Source organism: Mesorhizobium sp. UC74_2 (assembly GCF_042701485.1).
GTDB lineage: Bacteria > Pseudomonadota > Alphaproteobacteria > Rhizobiales > Rhizobiaceae > Mesorhizobium.
Genome location: NZ_CP170562.1, coordinates 4,573,788 through 4,594,109, shown reverse-complemented (window position 1 = coordinate 4,594,109; position 20,322 = coordinate 4,573,788). Strand labels below are relative to the sequence as shown.

The following is a 20,322-nucleotide window of genomic DNA, read 5'->3' as shown; positions in this document are numbered from 1 at the left end:
GCTCGAGAATGGGTCAGAAGAAGAGGGCCCAGGCGCTCAGGATCGCCAGGGAAACGAGAAGGGCTGCCAGGTAAGGCAGGATGGCGCGGAACAGCGTCGGCGCCGGGATGCGGGTGACGCCGGAGACGACATAGACCAGCATGCCGACCGGCGGCGTCAGCCCGCCGATCATCAGGTTGACGACCAGGATGACGCCGAAATGGATCGGGTCGATGCCGGCGGCAACGGCGATCGGCAGGAAGATCGGCGAAAACAAGAGGATCGCCGCGCCGATGTCGAGCACCAGCCCGACCACCAGCAGGATCAGGTTGATGGCGACCAGCACGCCGAGCGCGCCGGCGCCAAGGCTGGTGGCAACGCTGGAGACCAGCCCGGAAATGTCGTCGACGGCGAGCAGGAAGGCGAAGGGCGCGGCGCTGCCGATCAAGAGGCCGATCGCCGACGCCTCGACCGCTGCCTGCCGCATCGCCTCGTAAAGAGAAGCGGCGCGCAGGCGGGCAAAGACGCCGAGCAGCAGCGCGTAGAGGGCGGCCAATGCCGCCGCCTCCGTGGTGGTGACGACGCCGAAACGGATGCCGACCACCACCAGCACGCCGAGGCCGAAGGCCGGGATGGCGCCGATGGCGGAACGCCAGCGCTCGGTTGCATCGGCGCGCGGTTGTGTGGTGTTCTCGCGCACGGTCAGGTGGATGGCGACAGCCAGACAGACGGCCATGACGCCGCCGGCGAAGAAGCCGCCGACCAGAAGCGCGCCGACCGAAAGGTTGGTGGCGGCGGCCAGGATCAGGAAGGCGATCGAGGGCGGGATGACGTTGTCCAGCACCGAGGTCGCGGCAATGATCGCGCCTGCCTGTGCCGGCGGATAGCCGCGCTTGACCAGTTCGGGCTGGAAGGTGGCGGCGCCGAAGGCGGCATTGGCCACCGACGAGCCAGAGGCGCCGGAAAACAGCACGCTTGTCAGCAGCGCGGTCTGGCCGAGGCCGGCGCGGCGGTGGCCGACAAGGGCGGCGGCGAAGCGCACGATCTGCCCGGCAACGCCGGAGATGGTCAGGAAACCGCCGGCCAGCAGGAAGAACGGGATCGCCAGCAGCAGGAACTTCGACAGGCCGGTGACGGTGGAGGAGACGATCGCCGCTTCCGGCAGGGTCGAGCCGAACAGGATCGCGATGTAGGAAGCAGCCAGGAAGGCATGCGGCAACGGCGCCGCCACGACAAGGCCGATGCCGGCGATGACGCCGAGCACGAGGCTCGGCGGCCAGGCGACATCGAAGGAAAGCCGTGTCGCGGCGAGATAAACCGCGATGCCGATCACGGTGGAGAGGATGAACTGGCCGCTTCGCCCTTCAGCCACCCGGTTGAGCAGCAGCGCCAACAGAACCAGTCCGCCGCCCGCTCCAAGGAAACCGAAACGGATCCATTCCGGCAGGCCGAGCGATGGCGAGATGCCGCCCAGCCTGGCGGCGATGGTGGCGCCGCCGAACAGCAGCACCAGCCCGGTCAGCACCGAAAAGACGTCGGCGGCGATGTCGGCCGCCTGCTGGCCCGCTGCCGGCATTCGCCGCACGAAGATGTCGAGCCGCATCGCCAGCGCGCTGTTGATGGCCAGCGGCGCGCCGGCCGCGATCAGCGCGACATGCAGCCAGATGCCGGCATCTTCCGCGCCGAGCAGGCCGGTGGAGAAGACATAGCGCAGCAGCACGGTGGCAAGCACCACAACCAGTAGCACGGCGAGCAGCAGCGCGCAGATCGCACCCAGTCCTTGTTCCAGCCAGCGCAACAGGCGCGCCGCCTGTCGTGCGGCGCCGGAGGCGGGGGCCGGTGCCGTAAGATCCAACGTGCTCATGGGGTCAGCCCGCAGACGCTTTGGAAAGGTCACGATCGAACAGCGTCGACCAGGTGAAGTTCTTGGCGGTGGAGACCTCGCGTTTGACGTCGAGGCGCGGCAGTACGCTTTCGCCGAAACGATAGGCTTCCTCCAGCAGCGGCATGCCCGACAGGATGAAGGTGTCGACGCCGGCTGCCTTGTACGCCTCCAGCGTGCGGATCACCGTGTCGGGCGAACCGACGATCGCCGTGCCCGGTCCCGGCCGCACCAGGCCGATGCCGGCCCACAGGTTGGGCGCGACTTCGAGTTCGCGCAGGTCTTCCGGCTTGACGCCGCCATGCATGGCGCTCATGCGCCGCTGCCCGACCGAGTCGGAGTTCGAGACGAAGCGCTGGTTGGCGGCGATCGCCCTTTCATCCATGCGGGTATAGAGGTCGCTGGCCGCCTCCCAGGCCTTGCTGTCGGTCTCGCGCACGATGACATAGAGGCGGATGCCGTAGTCCAGCGTGCGTCCATGGCTCGCCGCCTTGGCCTTGACCGCATCGACCTTGGCCTTGATCTGCTCCGGCGTCTCGCCCCAGGACAGATAGGTGTCGACATGCTTGGCCGAGACGTCGAGCGCCTTGTCGGACGAGCCGCCGAACCACAGCGGCGGCGGCGCGATGCTTTCGCCGACCGGCAGCGCCAGCTTTGCGCCGACCGTGTTGAAATATCTGCCCTGGAAGTCGACCGTCTCGCCCCTGAACAGTCTGTGCCAGATGGTGAGATATTCGTCCGCCATGTCGTAGCGTTCGTCATGCGGCATGGTCATGCCGTAGGCGCCGAGCATCTTGGCGTCGCCCGACACGATGTTGACCAGCAGGCGGCCCTTGGAGAATTCCTGGAAGGTCGCCGCCATCTTGGCCAGCAGCGTTGGCGCGATCAGCCCCGGATGGATGGCGACGAGGAATTTCAGCCGCTCCGTATAGGGCAGCAGCGCGCCCGCCAGCACCCAGACGTCATGCGCGCCGGTGGCGAACAGCGCACCGGTATAGCCGAGATGGTCATAGGCCTGGGCGAGCTGGCGATAATAGCCATAGTCGACCTGGCGCGAGCCCTCCGGCTGCCAGGGATAGGCGCCATCCGGCGCGCACATGTACCAGAGCACGTTCATGCCGGGACCCTTTCATTGCTGGAGCCGAGCTGCACCGGCTGGTCGAGATAGCCGTGGCGGTAGAGCGTATCGGCCTCGTCCTGTTGTTCCTGGAGGATCGCGGCGTTGGCCGCCACGATCGAGAAGTCGCGTGAACGGATCACCCGCTCCCAGGCGCCGGCGTCGCCATCGCCGATGCGCGCGGCAGCCAGCAGTGCCGCGGCGCGTGCCGGGTCGGCCTCCACCTCGCGTCCGACGCGGGCGAGTTCGGCGGCGATCTCGGCCCCGGCGTCGTTGGCGTTCCTGCGCCCCGCCAGCGTCCAGAACACCGAGCGGTTGGGGATGGTGTCGCCGCAGCGAGCGATCAGCCTGATGTCATCGCGCTCCAGCGCCTTTTCGAGCCGTGGCGCCATGGCGATCCAGGCGTCGACCCGGTCGGAAAGCAGAGCGTCGAGCGAGTCTTCCGGCTTCAGCTCGACCGTCTCGATGTCCGGCAGCCGCAGCCCTTCGCCTTCGATGGCGCGGGCCAGCAGATAGGTGTGGAACGATCCGTCGATCAGGGTGACGCGTTTGCCCTTGAGGTCGCCGATGCTGCGCACGCCGCTGTCCTTGCGCACGAAGATGCCGCCATTGGCCGGGCGCGGAGCCGACGCCGCGAGATAGGAGACGCGAAGCGAATTGGCTTCCGAGACGATCGGCGGCGTCGAGCCGGTGCCGCCGAAGTCGATGCGTCCCTCATGCAGCAGCCGGCCGGTGTCGCGGCCTTCGGGATAGAGCACGAATTGCGGGTCGAGCGATGCGAAGGCGCCGGGCCAGGAGCGGGCCAGCATCAGGTGCAGGTTGGAAGGGTGAACGCCTATCTTCATAATTTCTATCGTATTTGTGGATTGCCATATCAATTTACTTTTTTATGAAATGAATCCGAGCGTGCTCATGCCAATTGCATCGGGTGGAAAGGATTTTTATCGCGCCGATCGCGCCCGCAACGGCATTTCCTTTGCGGGCGCGCAAAGGAGATGGTGCCGTGCTTGTCGGGCAGGCGGCGTCATTCTATTTTTTTGTAGATCATCAAGGTCGGGATGCATGACGAAGCCGATATCCCCGAAACTCTGTCCCAGCGTCGGTGAGGCGAGCGAGCTGTTGAAGCATCTCGCCAACCCGAACCGGCTGGCGATCCTGTGCTTCCTGATGGAGCAGGAAAGCTCGGTCAGCACGCTGGAAGACGAGCTCGGCATTCGCCAGCCGACGCTGTCGCAGCAGCTCGGCGAGCTGAGGGAGGCGGGCCTGATCGAGGGGCGGCGCGAGGGCAAGTCGATCCTCTACCAGGTGACCGACATCCGCGTCGCGCGTCTGATCGGCATGTTGCGCGAGCAGTTTGCCGGGCTCGACGACGTCACCAGCCGGCGCGCCATGAATTCCGGCCTTTCGGTCGACGAGATGATGTTCGACTGATGATCGACCTCTACACCTGGATCACGCCCAATGGGCTGAAGATCTCGATTCTGCTCGAGGAGCTTGGGCTGCCTTACCGCGCGCATGCCGTCGACATCACGCGCGGCGAGCAGGATACGCCTGCCTTCCGCGCGGTCAGCCCTTCGGCCAAGATCCCCGCCATCGTGCTTGAGGACGGCGGCACGCTGATGGAGTCGGGCGCGATCATGATCCATCTCGCCGAGCGCGCCGGGCGCCTGCTGCCGCAAGAGCCGGCTGCCCGGCTCAACGTGCTGGAATGGCTGTTGTGGCAGGTCGGCAATTTCGGCCCGACGCTCGGCCATGCCCACAACTTCCTCACCTACAATCCCGGCAGGGCGCCCTATGCCGAGGACATCTTCCGCACCGAGACGCGCCGGCTCTACGACACGCTGGAAGCGCGGCTCGAAGGCCGCCAATACATTGCCGGCGACTATTCGATCGCCGACATCGCCATCTGGCCCTGGGTGTCGCGCTTCGTGCGCCACAAGGTCGACCTCGCCGACTTCCCCAACATCTGCCGCTGGTATCTCGAACTCGCCGCCCGGCCGGCGGTGATCCGCGGCTACGCGGTGCCGCATGTCACCGGAGCGATCCCGCTGCCGTGATCGCGCCCCTTGAGTGCGAAATCCCCGGCAATCGCCTTGCGGCATCGTTGACATCCTGACCGTTGGCGTCGGACACGGCGTCACGGTCTGCGGAGATGCATGGAATGCCGATCATATTCTTGTTGCCGTTGGGCGCGTTGTTCTCCTTCGTCGCGGCCTTTCTAAGCCATGGCCGCGCCCGGTATGTCTATGGCGCTATCGGCTGTGTGATGGCCGCGATCTGGCTCCTCTACCTGGTGATGCTTCTGAACCTGGACCTGCCGGACTGAGGCTCTCCGCCGACAGGGACGAATTTCCGCTGCCTGCCGGTGCGCGCCAGGATTTGACAAGCACCTCGCCAAGCACCGCCGTCATCACGATGATGCCGCCGATCCAGGTCGCCTGGGCCGGAGCCTCACCGAAGGCAAGCCAGACCCAGAAAGGCGCCAGTGGATTTTCGAGGCTGCCGACGAGGGCGGAACGGGTGGCCGAGATCAGCCTTGTCCCGAGTGTCATTAGCAAAAGCCCCAGTCCGAATTGCACCGTGCCGAACAGCAGAAGCGCGACCAGATCAGGCGTGCCGACATTGGCGGGGTCGGCCCATGGCAGTACGACAAGCGAGCAGGCGAAGGCTGACAGGCATGCCGCCGGCAGCATCGAGACGTGCCCGTTTCGGCGGATGATGACCATCATGGCGGCATAGGACAGCGCCATGATGCCGGCCAGCGCGTTGCCCATAAGATGTTCCGCCGTACCCTGCGGGTTCACCATGATGGCGACGCCGAGAAAGGCCAGCAGGCTGGCGCCCCAGGTGGCCCAGCCTTCGCGTGTGCCGGTGAAGGCGAAGGCAAGGACGGCAGTCAGGAACGGGATCGCGGCGTGGATGGTCATGACATCGGCAACCGGCGACAGGCGAAGCGCGGTGATGAAGCTGATGGTGGCGACTGTCGACAGGGCGGTCACCCAGAGACCGGCCATGCCCATTGCCCTGAAAGCGCCCGGGATGTTGAAGCGATGGCGCCAGCACACATAGGCGCCGATGAAGGTGCCGCCGAAAATCCCGCGCCAGAACAGCATCATCCAGACATCGAGTTCGATCAGCCGGGTGAAATATCCGGACAGGCTGTAAGCAATCGCTGAACCCAGGATCAGCAGGATACCGAGCTGCTTTTCTTGTTGCATCGCACGACCCGTTCCATGAGCCTGCATGCAGGCGGCTCTCACTCTGCGCGCAGGGATGGCCGCGATGTTTCAGGATTTCCTTTAGCATTATAAGCCGCCGTCGTTCATGATCGGGACCGACGAAAGCGGGTTGAAGCTGACGATGGAAAAAGTCCCCGGATCGCTCGCGGAACTCGGCGCCCTTCTCGGCGACCCCGTACGGGCGGCCATTCTGCAGAGCCTCAGCGAAGGCACGCGTCGGCCAGCCGGTGAACTGGCCCTGCTGGCGGGCGCTTCGCCACAGGCGGCAAGCCTGCATCTTGGGCAACTGGTCGACGGTGGCCTGCTGGCTGTCGAGAAGCAGGGCCGCCATCGCTTCTATCGCCTGGCGTCGAGCGATGTCGCCGAGATGCTGGAAGGCCTGACCAACTGGACGCACCCGCCGACGCAGCGTCTGCGCCACGACGCGGCGCTCTGCCACGCCCGCCTGTGCTACGACCATCTCGCTGGTCATCTCGGCGTCGCTGTTCTTGACAGCCTGTCGGCACGCGGCATGCTCGCGTTGAAACAGGACGGCGTCGAGCTCAGCGAAGAAGGCCGGCGCTGGTACGAGCGCCAGGCCGATCACACGCTTTTGCCGCCACCTGCCCGCCGCCCGTTCGCGCGGCTCTGCCTGGACTGGACAGAGCGCCGCCATCACCTTGGCGGTTATCTCGGCGCGCGATTGACGGAGATGATGCTGACGCAGGGCTATCTTCTGGCCGGGCCGAAACGGCGTTCCCTGCTGGTGACTTCGGCCGGTACGCGTTTCTTCTGTGATGAGCTTGGCATAGCCGCGGCAGTGGCACGGCCGTCCGAGCGGCCGTGACTCGCGGTTTCCCGGCCGCTACAGCCGGTAGAGCCTTCTCATCGCGGCGTCGTGGTGCCGTCGTTCCGCCGCGCCGTCCTCATTCCGGGTGAGCATGGCGAAGCCGACCAGTCCGGCGGCAAGGATGGGAGCGACGGTGAGCAGAAGCAGCCAAATCTCGTTCTGCAACATCTGGACCTCCTTTTGCGGTGACCTCACGGAGACGAACGGTCATCCGGGACAGAGGTTCCATCTTGTGCGCCCGACAGCGGTCAGTTGGGTTTTGCAGTCTTCAGCATGGCCAGTAGCGCCGGCAAGGCATGGCCGGTCAGGTCCTTGGCGATTTCCGCCTGGATCGCCGGCAGCATCTGGCGGTGATAGCGTTTCCTCAGTTCTCCCAGCGTGCGCGGCGCTGCAATCACCACCAGGTGCTCGAACTCTTTGGCCAGGAACATGCTGGAAAGAGTGCCGGCGACGCCGACGGCGAAACTGTCTTCCTCCAGCTGTTGTGCCGCCGGGTTGACGGCGGTGTTGCGGTGCCTCACGCCGCTCGACTTGTTCTCCGTTTCGACATCGCCCACGTCCAGCGGCGCCAGATCGGGCGCCCATTCGTCACCCTGGTTGCGATAGAGGCTGAACTTCTCACCGTCGCAAACGGCAACCACGGTTCCATTGGCGATCAACATTCTCTGCTCCTTGCTTGTTGCACAGGAGGGGGAACGTGCCGGCGGCCGAATGGATGCGTCTGTCTTGTGGAGCCGTCGCGGAAGCCGTCGCTTCCCTCCTGACCTGCCGCTAGGCGCTCCTCGTAAAGCCAGGCATCAGGAAACTCTGAGACGCCATGATCAGGTCACAACAGGAAGAACTCCGGCAGAGGCCGATGCTCGTTGAGCCGCCCGGGAGAGTTTTCCGGCTGTGCTTATTTTGCCCGATTGGCCATCAGGCTGCCGACCGGCGCCACGGCGCCGCCGGAACGGGGTCTGCGGATCATGTTGTCGCGCAGCGCTGGCGAGCGCACGAGCCGGACAGGGTCGAACACCTGCTGGCTGAGCGCGGGCTCTTCCTCGTTGTCGCGCACCGCCGTGACGCTGTCGACCGGAGCCGTCAGCTGCCAGCGCACGTGACCGGTGCCGCGGTCGATCTCGGCGCTGCCGTCCAGCGCCTGCGGCGCGGCGCGCAGCAGCACGATGCTGCCGAAGCCGCGCGGGTTGCTTTGGTGGCAGGTGGCCGGCTCGCCGGCAAAACGTTCCTCCCAGCGAAGCTGCAGAACGGATATGCCCGACGCGTCGGTGGCGACCTTCCATGTCACCTCGATCGAACCCCTGGAACAGGCGAGCGCGCCGTATTTGGCGGAATTGGTGCCGAGTTCATGCAGGGCCATGCCGAGATATTGCACCGAGCGCGCGTTCAGCGTCAGCAGCGAGCCCGACACCTTGATGCGTTCTTCGTGTCCGAACGGCTTCAGATGTTCCTGTACCAGTTCGGCGATGCTCGCACCCGACCAGTCAGACAGCACCAGCAGATCGTGGGAGCGGGAAAGTGCCGCGATGCGGTCGCGAACATGACGTTCGAATTCCTCGGGCGACTGCGCGCGCCGGCTGGTTTCCTTCACCATGGCGAGGATGACGGCATACTGGTTCTTCACCCGGTGGTTGACCTCGCGCAGCAGCAGCCGGATACGGCGCTCGTTCTCACGTGTCGCCGTGATGTCGCGGGCGATCTTGGAGGCGCCGATGATCCTGCCGTCAGCAGTCTTGATCGGCGAGATGGTCAGCGAGACGTGGATCGTCGTGCCGTCCTTGCGCAGCCGCACCGTCTCGAAGCTGCCGATGCGCTCGCCGTCGCGGATGCGCTCGATGATCTCGTGTTCCTCGTCATGCAGATGCTGTGGGATCAGCATCAGCACCGATTGGCCGATCGCTTCATCCGCCGTGTAGCCGAACATCTGTTCGGCAGCGGCATTCCAGGTGGTGATGACGCTGTCGAGGTCCTTGCTGATGATGGCATCGGAGGAGGAATCGACGATGGCCGCCAGCCGCGCCTGTGCCTCCGCCTTTTCATCGGCCAATGTCTTCCCGGCAGACTGCAGTTCGATCCGCTGGTTTGCCTTGGATTGCATGATTTCCCTCCGATCGCGCTCCCAATGCATCCAAGAGGAAACACGCTCCGCATGAGCAGGTTCCAAAAATCTGTGCCGGACTTCGCGGCACTCAGGGGCGTGATGGCAGGACGGGATGCGGGGCCTGTATGTCTCGGGAAATGGGCGGGCCGCCTGGCGCGGCCCGCCGGGCTGATCCCTTGTTATTGCCAGTAGGGATCGGCCTTGTAGTAGCTGTAGGATGCATCACGTGCCTTCAGGCCGTCATCCTCGGTCAGTTCGTTGATCGAGTAGGCTGGCGCCGCTCGCAACTGCTCCTTGTCGTAGGGAACGACATAGCCTTTCCTGCCCTTGTCATAGTCGAGCGCGGCCCAGGGAATGGCATGATACTTCTCGCCGATGCCGAGAAAGCCGCCGAAGCCGATGACGGCGAACATGATGCCGTTCGAGGTCTTCTCCAGCATCACATCCTCGATGTCGCCGATATGTTCACCGGCTGTGTTGTAGACATTTGTTCCGATCACGCGGCTGGCGGGAATGGCTTCGGTATGGCCTGTTGCAGTGGTCATCATGGTCTCCTTCTTTGAAAGTGGATGCCTGCAAAAACAAGAATTCCGATCCAGCGTGGTTCCAATTTTCCGGGACCGCGCAGAAGCATCGCGTTCAGCGCGTCGTTTGCTTGCCGATGAAGTCCAGCATCAGCGCCAGCGCGGCCTCGGCATGTGTTTCGAGCAGGAAATGGCTGCCATCGAAGACATGGGCTTCCATGCGCGGCAGGTCCTGCATCCATGACAGTGTCTCGGCGATGTCGAAATACGGGTCATGCCGTCCCCACAGCATCAGCGCCGGCGGCTGGTTCTGCCTGAGATAGTCGGCAACGGCGTCGAAGCGAGCGACGTGGTTGCCATAGTCCGCAATCAGCGCGCGCTGCGTTTCCATGCGGCCGGGCAGGTTCATCACGCGCCAGTCCTCCACCCAGGGTTCGCCTTTGATCCTGGCTGCGACCTCGTCGGGCAAGCCGCCCGTGTACTGCTCGCGCGTGAATTCGAAGGTCAGGTGCGATGTCGCCTTCTTTTCGGTCTCCGGCGTCGGGTTTTTCCAGAATTCGAAAGTGTCGTGCCAAAGCGGCCCGAAGCCGGTTCGATGCTCGTTCGCGTTCTGGATGATGAGGCCGGCGACACGTTCGGGCGCCTGCATGGCGATGTGCACGCCGACAGGCGCCCCCCAATCGTGAAGGTAGATGAAGCGCTGTCCGATTTCGAGATGGTCCAGCAGTTGCTGGACAACGTCGCCGAGCGCCTCGAACGTTGGTTTGGCCAAGGGCTCCGACTGGCCGTAGCCAGGCAGGTCGGGCGCGATCACATGGACGATGCGCGCCAGCCCGGGAATGATGCCGTCGAATGTGCGGGCAGAACTTGGAAAGCCGTGCAGCAGCAGCAGCGCCGGTTTTGCCGCATCCCCTGCCGTGACGAAGGAAAGCTCGGTTCCGCCGGAAAGCCGCAGCTTCTGTCGCTTCGGGGACGTCATGCCAGCACTCCTCGTTTCGTAGCATTGGTTCGGGAACGCGAGGGGAGTGGTTCGGTTGCACGCGATATGGGCGCCGCTTGACAGGCTTTCTATATAGCATTACTAAGTACTAGTACTAAGCAATGCTGAGTAGTGGAAGGAAGCGCCATGGGCAAGCAGATGACGGAGATGCTCAAGGGGACGCTGGAGGGGATCGTGCTCGCGATCCTCGCCGGCCAGTCGGCCTATGGCTACGAAATCACCGCGTGGCTGCGCGACCGCGGCTTTTCCGACATCGCCGAGGGCACCGTCTATGCGCTGCTCGTCAGGATCGAGCAGCGTGGTCTAGTCGACGTCGAGAAGGTTCCGTCCGAGAAGGGGCCGCCGCGCAAGGTCTATTCCCTCAACGCGCAGGGCCGCGACTACCTCGACGAGTTCTGGAGGACATGGAGCTTCCTCGCAGACCGGCTCGAACAGCTCCACACCGAAAGGAAATGATCATGGCCATGGAATGGATCGAGAAGATCACCGGGTCGCTCGAACACAAGAAGCGCTACCGCGAATACAAGGCGCGCAAGGAGCAGCTTCCCGAGAATTACCGCGCGGCGCTGGAAGCGCTGGACCGCTACTTCATGTATTTCGGCGGCATCACCAAGGGTGAGACCCTGGTGGCCATGATTGAGGACCTGATCAACCTCTTCGAGGAGAGCGCGGCCAACAGAACGCCGATCCGGGCGATCGTCGGCGAAGACCCGGTCGAGTTCGCCGAGACGTTCCTGCGGAACTACGAGGACGGCCGCTGGATCGACAAGGAGCGCCGGCGCTTTGTCGATGCCATCGACCGCATCGCCGCGCATGAAGCGAGGCTGATCCGGTGAGCGTTCACGCCTTCAGGCTCTTGACCATCATGCCCGCCACCAGTGCGGAGCAGGCCTGATGCCGATCATGTTTCTGTTGCCGCTCGGCGCGTTGTTCTTCTTTGCGGCGGCCTATCTGAGCAACGGCCGTGCGCGGCGCGTCTACGCTGCAATCGGCTGCGCCATGGCAGCCGTCTGGCTTCTCTATATGGTTCTGCTGGTCAATCTGGATCTGCCGGATTGACCCCGGGGCCGTCGCGGTGGCGATTGGCGCCCGGGACCGGATTGGCGACGCGGGTATCAGCGCTGCCGAGACGGCAATGCCCTCCACGACGTGGTCAGCGCAGCCGCCCTGCCTTGTCGAAGCGCGCTTGCTGGGCGGCGGCGAGGATTATCCCCGCCCGCTCGATCCAGGGCCGGGAAAGCCACCTGGCGATCTCGTCCCGGTCGGCTGTCCAGCGGCATTCGATGCGGCCGGTATCCGGATTGGGGCTCCAGATCGCGATGATCTCCGGGCGCGTGCGGGATCTCTCCCGACGGGTTTCGTGCTGGAGGCCGGTTTCAATTCTCTCGGCCACGAAATAATCGCGGTGCCGGGCCAGCGTGCTGCGGGGGAAGGTTGCGATGTTCATGTCTCACTCCTTGACGTGCCGCGCGGGACGTCAGGGCGAGACCGATTGCTCAGACCCGACCTGACGGCCTTTGCGGCGTTCGACTACTGTCGCTGGGCATTTCGAGTTTCCTGTCTGGTTGTCGGAGGCTTCCGAACGTCAATCGGATAGCAAGCGGATCGGAGCATATCCAGCCGAAAAGCGGCGCCGCGAAAAGGCAATGGCATACGGCCGATATACCAAAGGATATTGCTGGCACGGATTGGCCGCCCAATCCTCGCGGGCCCGTCATGAGACGGGTTCGGCGCCGCCTTGCTCCGTCCGCCGCGCGATGAACGCGTCGAGGATCTCGCCGCAGGCGGCCGCCGACCGGGGCGCCTCGAATTCGGCGAGCCTGCGTTTCCAGACGTCGTTGGCGCGTTCGGTCGCGGTGCGCGCGCCGGCCTCGCTCCACGAACCGAAGTTGGAAAGGTCGGCGACCAGCGGCTCGTAGAAGGCGGTGCGGTAGCGCGCCATGGTGTGCTGCGCGGCGAAGAAATGCCCGCCCGGCTGCACTTCGGCGATGGCGTCGAAGCCGATCGCATCCGCATCGCCGGGCACGGCCGTGCACAGTTCGGCAATGGTCTGCAGCGCCTCGATGTCGGTGATCAGCTTCTCGAAGGAAACGGTCAGGCCGCCCTCCAGCCAGCCGGCGGCGTGGATGCACACGGTCGCGCCCGAAAGCACGGTGCCCCACAGCGAGAACTGCGTCTCGTGCGCGGCCTGCACATCGGAGATGTTGGCGGCGCTGCCGCCGCCGGAGCGCCAGGGCAGGCCGAGGAACCGCGCCAGCTGGCCGGCGCCGAGCGTCGCCTTGACATGCTCCGGCGTGCCGAAGGCCGGTGCGCCCGATTTCATGTCGACATTGGATGAGAAGCTGCCATAGACCACAGGCGCGCCAGCCCGGCTGATCTGGGCCAGCGCCAGCCCGGCCAGCGCCTCGGCATGCTGCAGCGTCAGCGCACCGGCGACCGTGATCGGCGCCATCGCGCCGGCGAGGCAGAAGGGCGTGATGATCGACACCTGGCCGGCACGCGCGAAGTCGATGATGCCTTGCGCCATCGGGATGTCGAGCTGGCGCGGCGAGTTGCTGTTGATGACGGTGTAGCAATGCACGTCAGACAGGAAGGCGTCGTCGGAAAGGCCTCGCGCCAGCCGAAGCATCGCGAAACTGTCCTCGACCTGCGGCGTGCCGCGCGCATAGACGAAGGGCAGCTTGTCCGAAAGGGTCAGCTGCACCCGGTTGACCGCATAGTGGCGGAAGCGTGTGTCGATGTCCTGCGCTTCGATGAAAGGCCCCAGCATGTGCAGCACGTCGAAGCCCTGCACGATGCGGACCAGGGCCTCGAAATCGGCGAGGTTGCCGGGGCGTCGGCCGCGTTCGATGTCGGTCACGTTGGGAGCGCCGGAACCGGCAAGCAGGGAGAGCGCGCCGAGTTCCAGCACGAGGTCCCTGGAACGGTCTCCGCCCAGGGCGCGGATCGACCGCGGCGCGGAGGCAAGCGCCGCCGTGACGATGTCGCGGCCGATACGCACCATCTGCGTGTCGTCGTCGACGATAGCGCCGGCACGCCGGTAGAGTTCGCGCGCCTCCGCCAGAAGCACCTTGATGCCGAGTTCTTCCAGCACGCGCAGCGCTGTGTCGTGGATCGCCGCGACCTGGTCGTCGGAGAAGACCGGTTGCGGCAGGAACGGGTTGCGCAGGCTGCGGTAGTCGGGCTTGCGCTGGCTCGCCGCTTCGCCACCCCTGGCGCGGCGCCGCTCGCGGCGGCTTTCCCTGGCGACGTCGTCGAGCATTGCGTTTCCTCCTTGAGCGGCAGAGCAAGGTTGCCGCCTTTTCGGATGAAGCTTGTGCAGGAAAACGAAGGGATTGAGCGGAATCCCGACCATCTTCGCCGATGCCCCGGCACGCAGCGCAGGGCGAAGCGGTAACCTGTCATGCAGGACAATTCATGCCGACGTCAGTTGGCGGCCTTTTCGACGGCGCTATCAGCAGCTGGGCAAGGCTCGTCCTGTCCCGAGGGATGGGCCTAGCGGCTCTGGCCGTTGGCTCAGTTGCTGAACCGTGTCTCGCCGATCGCCGCGTTCAGCAGCATGGCCACGCGCCACGGTTTTTCTGCAAGCGTGATGCGTCTCGGGACGGATGGATCGCTGGTCACCTGTTCGACCTGCGCCTTGCCGTCGAACTGACGGATTTCGACGACATTGGCCGGATCCAATTCGACGACGGTGCCGTCCGCTGCTTTCAGCTGCACCCGCGACATTGAGCAAACGTCCTCATTGGAAGCGTCTAGGTTAGCTCACCTGCATGCGGCCGGGAAGCAAAGGCGCCGGACGAGATGATGCGAAGCTGGAAAAAACATCCTCTGCTTGGGATGTTCTTGGCATGGGAATCCATACCCCTGCGGAATGCGAGCATTGCTGCCCGTCGCTAGAGGATATTGGTGACCATCCGGTCGAGCCGCGTGTCCTTCCGGTAAAACGCTCGCACGGCAAGTGCCGCCACGGCGGCAGTGGCGACGCCGCCAAGGATGTCCGTCACATAATGCGTGCCGACATAAATGCGGGAAACGCAGACCGCCACCGCCGCAACCGCAAACGCCGTCGCACGGCCTCGCAGCCCCTGGAAAAGGAAGGCAAGCACGATCGCGAAAGCGGCTGTGGCATGGTCGGATGGAAACGACCAGTCCGCGCTGCGCTCGATGATCAGGTGGCTGACGCCGGCATCATAGGGCCGCATACGATGCACGAAAAGCAGGATGATCTGGTTCAGCCCGAGGCCGATCGCGAAGGACAGACCGGCGGCGACGCAGGCGTGACGTACATGCAGGCGCTCGCCGCGGCTCCACCACTGCATGACAACCGCCAGGATCAGCAGCGGCACACCGTAATGGGTGATGGTGAGCATGGCCGCGTCCAGCCGGGCATGCGCACCTGCCGGTGCATTGATCCAGCGCGTGACCCGTTCATCCATGGATATGTCCGCCGCCTGCCGAAGGATTGCTCATCGAGGGGCCGTCCGGGGACCTGGAGTATTGCTCGGCCAGGCACCGATCGGCCCGCCGAATTTTCATGCTTTCTGCCTGGCGAGCTTGTCGCCTGCACCAGCCTGCGCATCATGGTCTTCGGACAGCTCGCCCTCGTTGCGCAGGCTCATGAAGACGACGATGGCGATGATCGCCACCAGGAAGATGCTGCTGGTGACAACGGTGCCGAGGCCAAGGCCGCCATACTGCGCCGGCTGGGACATCAGGTCGCCGAACGAGGCGCCGAGCGGCCGGGTCAGGATGTACACCAGCCAGAAGCCGAGGATCGGATCGAGCCCGAGGAAGAAGTAGCCGATGCTCAGCGACAGGATGATCATGCCGAACAGCACACCGGTCGCCATGTACCCGAGCGCGAACTGCTCGGCCACCAGATCGCCCGCCGCCGTGCCGAGCGCGAAGGTGAACAGGATGGCGAGCCAGTAGAAGGCCTCGCGGCGATTGGTGAAGATCGAATGGATCGAAAGGGTGCGCTCGGCCCGGAACCACAGCAGGAAGGTCAGCGCCAGCGCGATCGAGAAGGCGATGGTGGTGGTGAGCAGCGGCACATGGAAGTTGTCGACGAGATTGTCGGTGATGAGGGTGCCGACGATGCTGATCAGCACCACGGAAAGCCAATAGGCGGCCGGGACATAGCGCTTCTGCGCGAACTGCCAGGCAAGGGCACCGAGCAGGATGGCGGACATGATCAGCGACGTTGCCGTCAGCCCGAGGCCCATCTGCACGTTGAGATAGTCTGCTGCAGTCTCGCCCATGGTGACGGCCATGAGCTTGATGAGCCAGAAGTCGGCCGTCACGCTGGGGACGCGGTTGTAGACCTTGGTTGAATCGCTTGTCGCGGACATCGTGGGCATCCTTGAATGAATGGATCAGGCAGGTGGGCCGAACGTCGGACCGCTCGCCGCGGTCACTGGGCGGGGTGGGCTGGATTGTCGAGCGCGGCAGCAAGCACCGCGAGGGTTTTGTCGACCTCGGCAGCCGAAGGCGTGGATTTGCGCAGGGCCTTCAGCGCGTCGTCGGAGGCGGCGTCGATCGTGTTCCAGTCGTTCGGATTCAGCGGGCGGATCGCCGACTGGGCCTGATCCCAGGCCGTTTCATAGTCGGTGATGCGTTTTGCGGCGGCGGCGAGATCGCCCTTGGCGGCAAGTGCCCGGACGTCGGCGATGATGGCCTTGAACGAAGACAGGTCGCCGAGATCCGCGGTCTTGGCCGTCGTCGCGCCTGCGTAGAGCTCAAAGCCGGTGAACGCCGCCGCGGGGGCGGCGATGAGTGCTATGGCGAGAAGGATCTGTTTCATCGGGAACCTCGCTGTTACAGGCAATCGGAGCGGGCATCGCTTCACCCTTCGGGTTTGACCGGGCAGCGGCCGCAGGGCGCGGCCTTGACCCTGGCTGCGAGCAATAAGCGGGTTGGATTAGCTGAGAATTAGAGCCGTGAAAAAGATCGCCGCCGAGCCGTTCAGGGCCGCGCGCTCCGCTGCATGACGAGGCTGGCGACGAGGCCGCTTCCGTCTTCGCGGTTGGCGAGTGACAGCCGCGCATTGTTCCTCTGGGCTGCTGCCCTGGCGATCGCCAGTCCGAGCCCGCTGCCTTCGGCGTCCTGCGGCCTGGCGCGGAAGAACCTCTCGAAGACCCGCGCGAGATCGTCCTGAGGGATGCCGGGGCCGGTGTCGCGAACCTCGATCCGCGCCTCTTGCCCCGCGACCTCGACGGCGACATCGACGCTGCCGCCCGGGGGCGTGTAGTGCAGGGCATTCTCGATCAGGTTGCCGAGGATGATATCCAGGTCCGCAGGCACGCCGTGTGCGACGGCCTCGTCCCGGCGCGTGATGCCGAGATCGATCGACCGGCTTTCGGCAAGCGGCGTCAGCTGCGCGACCACGTCGACCGCAAGCTGCGCCAGGTCGACCGGTTGCGGGGGTGGGGAAGAGGAGGGGGCATCGTAACGCGCGAGGCGCAGCAGCTTTGCAACCAGGCCTGTTGCCCTGCCGATGCCGGCTTCGATTTCAGTGAGACGTTGGGCGAAGCGGCCGTCGCGGTCGTTGTGCCGAAGGTTGTCGATCTGGATCTGCAGCGCCGACAGCGGCGTCCGCAGTTCATGAGCGGCATCCGAGATGAAGCGCTGCTGCTGTTCCAGCAAGGCCCGCAACCGGGCCAGCGACTGGTTGATGGCGCTGACGAACGGAATGACTTCCCTGGGCACATCGTCGATAGGCACGGGATCGTCCGCGGTAGGGTTGCGGGAAGCGACCGTGACCGCCAGGCGGTCGAGCCGGGCCATGATCCGGTCGATGATCCAGCCCAGCATCAGCAGCGACAGCGGGATGAGCACGACGATCGGCAGCGCCGCCTGAAGCGCGGCACTGGTCGCCAGCTCCTGGCGCACGTCCATCCTCAGCGAGATCTGGACCGTCCGTTTCGCGGTGGCCAGTGTGTAGACGCGCCAGTCGTAGCCGACGCCCGGCAGATCCCGGAAACCGCTCGCCGCCTGCCGGGGGATGGTTATGGCGGGGTGTGATTGCCGCAGCGGCTTGCCGGACGCGTCCCAGACCTGGACGATGAAGTCGTCCTCCGGATCGTGCGTGCCGGGACCGTCCGGGTCGGTCCCCGGTGCGGAAGGCGTATCGCCGACATAGAGCGCGACCTGCCGCAGCTGGTTGTCCAGGAAGTCGGCCGCTTCCCGCCGGGCAAGCAGATAGGACCCGGCCGCCGCGCAGATGCCGATGGCCGCCATCAGCCCGGCGAGCCAGATGAAGGCGGTGCGGCGGATCGAGATCGCGTCACTCATTTCGGCACCATCCAGCCCGCGCCGCGGATGTTGCGGATGATGTCCTTGTCGAACTTGCGCCGCACATAGTGGATGAGCACGTCGACGGCATTGCTCTCCACCTCTTCGCCCCATCCGTAGAGTTTCTCTTCGAGCTGGGTGCGCGACAGGATGGTTCCCGGTCGGTCGAGCAAGGCCTGCATCAATGCGAATTCGCGTGCCGGCAAGACTTCGCTGTGCCCGCGATAGGTCACTTCGTGGCTCGACAGGTCGAGTTCCACCTCGCTCGTGCCGAGGATCGAAACTGCCTGCCCGCCATGCCGGCGCAGCACCGCCCGCATGCGCGCCAGCAATTCCTTCACCTCGAAGGGCTTGACCAGATAGTCGTCGGCGCCGAGATCGAGGCCGGCGACGCGGTCGTCGAGGTCGTCGCGCGCCGTGATCATCAGGATCGGCCGCTTGTCGCCGGCAATTCGCAATGAACGCAGGATCTCAAGTCCGGATCGGCCGGGCAGGCCGATGTCGAGCAGCACGAAACCGTGCCCGCCGATGGCGATGGCCTCTTCCCCGAGCCGCCCATCCCGCACCCAGTCGACCGACATGTCGGCATCTTCGAGGGCCTGGACCAGAGCCCTGCCAAGCATCGCATCGTCTTCGATCACCAGCACGCGCATGCCTGATCCTAGAGCGCTTCCGGTTTTCACGGAAACGCGCAAACACCCTAAATCTTTGTTTTTTCGCAAAACGGAAACGTCTAGGGGGCGACAGGAAAACGTGTCACGACGTGCCTCGCCTTCCGAGGCTCACAGCTTCTTCTCGAGGAAAGCGGCGATCTCGCTCTCGAACTTCTCGTGAACCGCGGCGCGGTCGACGGAGGGCTCGTCGTTGCAGATCAGCGGTGCTTCCGCCGCCAGCTCCTGCGGGCAGGGGTCGATGAAGACGAAGTGACGTCCTGGCACCACGGTCTCCTGCGGCGGGAATGAAAGCCCTTTGGCCAGCGCCAGCGCGTTGTGCGACGCGTTCATATAGGCATCGTCCTCAGGGCGGAGCAGGAAGATCGGCAGGCTGATTTCCTTGAGGCTCACCCGGTCGAAGACGATGCTGAGCGGATCCATCAGCACGAGCGCCTTCAGGCGGGGTTCGGTGGCCAGCCTGGCGGAACGAAGCTGGCGGATCGCATCCACCACGCTGTCCTGTGCCGGGCCGCAGGAGCCGATATCGCCCTGGCCGGCTCCCGAGCAATAGGTCGACGCCGCGGTCGCATCGAGGCGGGCGCCGGCGAGTGCCAGAGCGGTATAGCCACCGGCGGAATAGCCGATCATGCCGATGCGGGCCGGATCGACATGGCCGGCCAGACGTTCATCCTGCAATGCGGCCTGCAGCGCCTCCAGGGCTTGCCGGGGGCGCGCCGTGAAGATCTGCGCCTGTTTCTCGAAACGGGCGCGCGTAGCCGTGTCGCCGAGATGCGCGGGGGCAACCACGACAAAACCCTTGCGGGCGAGCGAGCTTGCGAGCCCGCGATGGCCCAGTGGCGTGCCGCCGCTGCCGTGGGAAAACAGCACGACGGGAAACCGCCCCTGCGCCGCGACTGGCGCATCGCGGCTGGCGTCGATCGTGAAGGGACCGGCCTGCCAGGGTGTCTGCGGCGCATCGGTCGGGTACCAGACCATCACGTCGAACGGACCGTCCTCGTCCGCAACCTGCAGCCGCAGCACACCCGCCTGGCGTTCCGCCGTCGCGGCGTCGGCGGCCGAAAGCGTTGCGGCCACCGTGATGAGCATCAGCGCGAGAAACGCCAGAACGGATCGGCCGGCTGCTCTTGTCTTCGTCATCTGGATGCTCACTTTGCGCGAAGTTGCCTGTGCATGTGCAGGGCTTTCGCGCCATGATCAAGACGATTGGGGCGGAATCAAAGTGGATGCGGAGGATCGGCTGAAATTTCGAGATAGTGCCTCCCCTCGCCGGGAGACAAGCACACGCTTCTCCGCGCGGCGGATTTTGAAGGAATGCCGCCCGGCGCCTTGAGATCGGTCCGCTCCGGCACGTTGCGACAAGGCAACCGCACCCGGCCGCCGGCGGGGTGGAGACCTGCGCAGGGCGAGGACGCCCGAAACAAGCATGTCTCCACCTGGGGAATGCCCCCAGACGACATTTCGTCGTCTGCAAGCCCCCGATTCCCCTTGCCGCCCCGTGCCACAATTGCCAGCGATTGGCCGAAAAAGGCACTCCGATCAAAGGTCATGGATGTTTTGATCCGGCAAGCGCCGGATTCTGAATTTTTTCTGAATTTTTTGGTTCTGGACGCCGGTGCTCGTGCGTCCCCCGCGAAATCTGCCGTTCGCCGACGTGGAAGTGCGCTCGCATCGCCCGCCCCGGCGA

24 protein-coding genes are annotated in these 20,322 nt (G+C 64.9%); 6 read left to right on the top strand and 18 right to left on the bottom strand.

Annotation, left to right across the window (positions count from 1 at the left end; all coding sequences use genetic code 11):
* Positions 1-13 precede the first annotated feature (13 nt).
* Genes ACFJIU_RS22345 through ACFJIU_RS22335 form a run of 3 tightly spaced genes read right to left on the bottom strand, consistent with a single transcriptional unit; the run spans position 14 to position 3,823 of the window.
* Positions 14-1,843, bottom strand: a complete 1,830-nt coding sequence (locus ACFJIU_RS22345) for a TRAP transporter large permease subunit (protein WP_379063637.1) — start codon at positions 1,841-1,843, stop codon at positions 14-16.
* Positions 1,844-1,847: 4 nt separating this feature from the next.
* Positions 1,848-2,978, bottom strand: coding sequence for an LLM class flavin-dependent oxidoreductase (locus ACFJIU_RS22340; RefSeq protein WP_379063635.1), 1,131 nt, complete (start codon positions 2,976-2,978; stop codon positions 1,848-1,850).
* Positions 2,975-3,823, bottom strand: coding sequence for an ABC transporter substrate-binding protein (locus ACFJIU_RS22335; protein WP_379063633.1), 849 nt, complete (start codon positions 3,821-3,823; stop codon positions 2,975-2,977). The genes ACFJIU_RS22340 and ACFJIU_RS22335 overlap by 4 nt, the downstream gene beginning before the upstream one ends.
* 217 nt (positions 3,824-4,040) lie before the next feature.
* Between ACFJIU_RS22335 and ACFJIU_RS22330 the strand changes: the two genes are divergently transcribed.
* Positions 4,041-4,409 (top strand): metalloregulator ArsR/SmtB family transcription factor, encoded by a 369-nt coding sequence (locus tag ACFJIU_RS22330; protein WP_379063631.1) that lies wholly within the window; start codon positions 4,041-4,043, stop codon positions 4,407-4,409.
* Positions 4,409-5,035 carry a glutathione S-transferase family protein gene (locus tag ACFJIU_RS22325; RefSeq protein ID WP_379063629.1) on the top strand — a complete coding sequence of 209 codons (627 nt, stop codon included), beginning with the start codon at positions 4,409-4,411 and terminating at the stop codon, positions 5,033-5,035. Before ACFJIU_RS22330 ends, ACFJIU_RS22325 begins: the two co-directional genes overlap by 1 nt.
* A gap of 195 nt (positions 5,036-5,230) precedes the next feature.
* On the opposite strand, the gene ACFJIU_RS22320 is transcribed toward ACFJIU_RS22325, so the two are convergent.
* Positions 5,231-6,196 carry a DMT family transporter gene (locus ACFJIU_RS22320; protein WP_379063627.1) on the bottom strand — a complete coding sequence of 322 codons (966 nt, stop codon included), beginning with the start codon at positions 6,194-6,196 and terminating at the stop codon, positions 5,231-5,233.
* Between the two features lie 106 nt (positions 6,197-6,302).
* Between ACFJIU_RS22320 and ACFJIU_RS22315 the strand changes: the two genes are divergently transcribed.
* Positions 6,303-7,043: an ArsR/SmtB family transcription factor gene (locus ACFJIU_RS22315; RefSeq protein WP_379063625.1), complete on the top strand. Its 741-nt coding sequence runs from the start codon at positions 6,303-6,305 to the stop codon at positions 7,041-7,043.
* A gap of 18 nt (positions 7,044-7,061) precedes the next feature.
* Here ACFJIU_RS22315 and ACFJIU_RS22310 read toward each other — a convergent pair whose 3' ends face one another.
* From ACFJIU_RS22310 to ACFJIU_RS22290, 5 genes are all read right to left on the bottom strand, one after another.
* Positions 7,062-7,214: a hypothetical protein gene (locus tag ACFJIU_RS22310; RefSeq protein WP_379063623.1), complete on the bottom strand. Its 153-nt coding sequence runs from the start codon at positions 7,212-7,214 to the stop codon at positions 7,062-7,064.
* Between the two features lie 80 nt (positions 7,215-7,294).
* A complete protein-coding gene (locus ACFJIU_RS22305; RefSeq protein ID WP_379063621.1) occupies positions 7,295-7,708 on the bottom strand; it encodes a host attachment family protein in 414 nt (137 codons plus the stop codon).
* A 233-nt stretch (positions 7,709-7,941) separates the two neighbouring features.
* On the bottom strand, positions 7,942-9,141 hold the full coding sequence (locus ACFJIU_RS22300) for a sensor histidine kinase (RefSeq protein ID WP_379063619.1): 1,200 nt from the start codon (positions 9,139-9,141) through the stop codon (positions 7,942-7,944).
* Between the two features lie 182 nt (positions 9,142-9,323).
* Positions 9,324-9,689 carry a PRC-barrel domain-containing protein gene (locus ACFJIU_RS22295; protein ID WP_379073194.1) on the bottom strand — a complete coding sequence of 122 codons (366 nt, stop codon included), beginning with the start codon at positions 9,687-9,689 and terminating at the stop codon, positions 9,324-9,326.
* 94 nt (positions 9,690-9,783) lie between these two features.
* Positions 9,784-10,647, bottom strand: coding sequence for an alpha/beta fold hydrolase (locus tag ACFJIU_RS22290; RefSeq protein ID WP_379063617.1), 864 nt, complete (start codon positions 10,645-10,647; stop codon positions 9,784-9,786).
* A gap of 147 nt (positions 10,648-10,794) precedes the next feature.
* Between ACFJIU_RS22290 and ACFJIU_RS22285 the strand changes: the two genes are divergently transcribed.
* Genes ACFJIU_RS22285 through ACFJIU_RS22275 form a run of 3 tightly spaced genes read left to right on the top strand, consistent with a single transcriptional unit; the run spans position 10,795 to position 11,727 of the window.
* Complete coding sequence (locus tag ACFJIU_RS22285; RefSeq protein WP_379063615.1) at positions 10,795-11,124, top strand: PadR family transcriptional regulator; 330 nt, start codon at positions 10,795-10,797, stop codon at positions 11,122-11,124.
* A gap of 2 nt (positions 11,125-11,126) precedes the next feature.
* Positions 11,127-11,504 (top strand): DUF1048 domain-containing protein, encoded by a 378-nt coding sequence (locus ACFJIU_RS22280; RefSeq protein WP_379063613.1) that lies wholly within the window; start codon positions 11,127-11,129, stop codon positions 11,502-11,504.
* A gap of 58 nt (positions 11,505-11,562) precedes the next feature.
* Positions 11,563-11,727, top strand: coding sequence for a hypothetical protein (locus ACFJIU_RS22275; RefSeq protein WP_165358079.1), 165 nt, complete (start codon positions 11,563-11,565; stop codon positions 11,725-11,727).
* 94 nt (positions 11,728-11,821) lie between these two features.
* Here the strand turns inward: ACFJIU_RS22275 and ACFJIU_RS22270 are convergent, their stop codons facing one another.
* The 9 genes from ACFJIU_RS22270 to ACFJIU_RS22230 all read right to left on the bottom strand — a co-directional run bounded on the left by ACFJIU_RS22270 (position 11,822) and on the right by ACFJIU_RS22230 (position 19,775).
* Positions 11,822-12,115, bottom strand: coding sequence for a hypothetical protein (locus ACFJIU_RS22270; RefSeq protein ID WP_129411638.1), 294 nt, complete (start codon positions 12,113-12,115; stop codon positions 11,822-11,824).
* Between the two features lie 267 nt (positions 12,116-12,382).
* The gene (locus ACFJIU_RS22265; protein ID WP_379063611.1) at positions 12,383-13,930 is read right to left on the bottom strand and encodes a trimethylamine methyltransferase family protein; all 1,548 of its coding nucleotides are present in this window, start codon (positions 13,928-13,930) and stop codon (positions 12,383-12,385) included.
* 254 nt (positions 13,931-14,184) lie between these two features.
* Complete coding sequence (locus tag ACFJIU_RS22260; RefSeq protein WP_379063609.1) at positions 14,185-14,397, bottom strand: hypothetical protein; 213 nt, start codon at positions 14,395-14,397, stop codon at positions 14,185-14,187.
* Positions 14,398-14,564: 167 nt separating this feature from the next.
* Positions 14,565-15,107, bottom strand: a complete 543-nt coding sequence (locus ACFJIU_RS22255; protein ID WP_379063607.1) for a phosphatase PAP2 family protein — start codon at positions 15,105-15,107, stop codon at positions 14,565-14,567.
* A gap of 96 nt (positions 15,108-15,203) precedes the next feature.
* On the bottom strand, positions 15,204-16,022 hold the full coding sequence (locus ACFJIU_RS22250) for a hypothetical protein (RefSeq protein WP_379063605.1): 819 nt from the start codon (positions 16,020-16,022) through the stop codon (positions 15,204-15,206).
* A 62-nt stretch (positions 16,023-16,084) separates the two neighbouring features.
* Positions 16,085-16,474, bottom strand: a complete 390-nt coding sequence (locus ACFJIU_RS22245) for a hypothetical protein (protein WP_379063603.1) — start codon at positions 16,472-16,474, stop codon at positions 16,085-16,087.
* 161 nt (positions 16,475-16,635) lie between these two features.
* Positions 16,636-17,964 (bottom strand): ATP-binding protein, encoded by a 1,329-nt coding sequence (locus tag ACFJIU_RS22240; RefSeq protein ID WP_379063601.1) that lies wholly within the window; start codon positions 17,962-17,964, stop codon positions 16,636-16,638.
* Positions 17,961-18,617: a response regulator transcription factor gene (locus ACFJIU_RS22235; protein WP_379063599.1), complete on the bottom strand. Its 657-nt coding sequence runs from the start codon at positions 18,615-18,617 to the stop codon at positions 17,961-17,963. The genes ACFJIU_RS22240 and ACFJIU_RS22235 overlap by 4 nt, the downstream gene beginning before the upstream one ends.
* A 129-nt stretch (positions 18,618-18,746) precedes the next feature.
* On the bottom strand, positions 18,747-19,775 hold the full coding sequence (locus ACFJIU_RS22230; RefSeq protein ID WP_379063597.1) for an alpha/beta hydrolase family protein: 1,029 nt from the start codon (positions 19,773-19,775) through the stop codon (positions 18,747-18,749).
* Between the last annotated feature and the right edge of the window lie 547 nt (positions 19,776-20,322).

Bases quoted from the DNA above. Each gene is read 5' to 3' on its own strand.
- ACFJIU_RS22345 (WP_379063637.1), bottom strand. From the start codon at position 1,843: ATGAGCACGTTGGATCTTACGGCACCGGCCCCCGCCTCCGGCGCCGCA.
- ACFJIU_RS22340 (WP_379063635.1), bottom strand. From the start codon at position 2,978: ATGAACGTGCTCTGGTACATGTGCGCGCCGGATGGCGCCTATCCCTGG.
- ACFJIU_RS22335 (WP_379063633.1), bottom strand. From the start codon at position 3,823: ATGAAGATAGGCGTTCACCCTTCCAACCTGCACCTGATGCTGGCCCGC.
- ACFJIU_RS22330 (WP_379063631.1), top strand. From the start codon at position 4,041: ATGACGAAGCCGATATCCCCGAAACTCTGTCCCAGCGTCGGTGAGGCG.
- ACFJIU_RS22325 (WP_379063629.1), top strand. From the start codon at position 4,409: ATGATCGACCTCTACACCTGGATCACGCCCAATGGGCTGAAGATCTCG.
- ACFJIU_RS22320 (WP_379063627.1), bottom strand. From the start codon at position 6,196: ATGCAACAAGAAAAGCAGCTCGGTATCCTGCTGATCCTGGGTTCAGCG.
- ACFJIU_RS22315 (WP_379063625.1), top strand. From the start codon at position 6,303: ATGATCGGGACCGACGAAAGCGGGTTGAAGCTGACGATGGAAAAAGTC.
- ACFJIU_RS22310 (WP_379063623.1), bottom strand. From the start codon at position 7,214: ATGTTGCAGAACGAGATTTGGCTGCTTCTGCTCACCGTCGCTCCCATC.
- ACFJIU_RS22305 (WP_379063621.1), bottom strand. From the start codon at position 7,708: ATGTTGATCGCCAATGGAACCGTGGTTGCCGTTTGCGACGGTGAGAAG.
- ACFJIU_RS22300 (WP_379063619.1), bottom strand. From the start codon at position 9,141: ATGCAATCCAAGGCAAACCAGCGGATCGAACTGCAGTCTGCCGGGAAG.
- ACFJIU_RS22295 (WP_379073194.1), bottom strand. From the start codon at position 9,689: ATGACCACTGCAACAGGCCATACCGAAGCCATTCCCGCCAGCCGCGTG.
- ACFJIU_RS22290 (WP_379063617.1), bottom strand. From the start codon at position 10,647: ATGACGTCCCCGAAGCGACAGAAGCTGCGGCTTTCCGGCGGAACCGAG.
- ACFJIU_RS22285 (WP_379063615.1), top strand. From the start codon at position 10,795: ATGGGCAAGCAGATGACGGAGATGCTCAAGGGGACGCTGGAGGGGATC.
- ACFJIU_RS22280 (WP_379063613.1), top strand. From the start codon at position 11,127: ATGGCCATGGAATGGATCGAGAAGATCACCGGGTCGCTCGAACACAAG.
- ACFJIU_RS22275 (WP_165358079.1), top strand. From the start codon at position 11,563: ATGCCGATCATGTTTCTGTTGCCGCTCGGCGCGTTGTTCTTCTTTGCG.
- ACFJIU_RS22270 (WP_129411638.1), bottom strand. From the start codon at position 12,115: ATGAACATCGCAACCTTCCCCCGCAGCACGCTGGCCCGGCACCGCGAT.
- ACFJIU_RS22265 (WP_379063611.1), bottom strand. From the start codon at position 13,930: ATGCTCGACGACGTCGCCAGGGAAAGCCGCCGCGAGCGGCGCCGCGCC.
- ACFJIU_RS22260 (WP_379063609.1), bottom strand. From the start codon at position 14,397: ATGTCGCGGGTGCAGCTGAAAGCAGCGGACGGCACCGTCGTCGAATTG.
- ACFJIU_RS22255 (WP_379063607.1), bottom strand. From the start codon at position 15,107: ATGGATGAACGGGTCACGCGCTGGATCAATGCACCGGCAGGTGCGCAT.
- ACFJIU_RS22250 (WP_379063605.1), bottom strand. From the start codon at position 16,022: ATGTCCGCGACAAGCGATTCAACCAAGGTCTACAACCGCGTCCCCAGC.
- ACFJIU_RS22245 (WP_379063603.1), bottom strand. From the start codon at position 16,474: ATGAAACAGATCCTTCTCGCCATAGCACTCATCGCCGCCCCCGCGGCG.
- ACFJIU_RS22240 (WP_379063601.1), bottom strand. From the start codon at position 17,964: ATGAGTGACGCGATCTCGATCCGCCGCACCGCCTTCATCTGGCTCGCC.
- ACFJIU_RS22235 (WP_379063599.1), bottom strand. From the start codon at position 18,617: ATGCGCGTGCTGGTGATCGAAGACGATGCGATGCTTGGCAGGGCTCTG.
- ACFJIU_RS22230 (WP_379063597.1), bottom strand. From the start codon at position 19,775: ATGACGAAGACAAGAGCAGCCGGCCGATCCGTTCTGGCGTTTCTCGCG.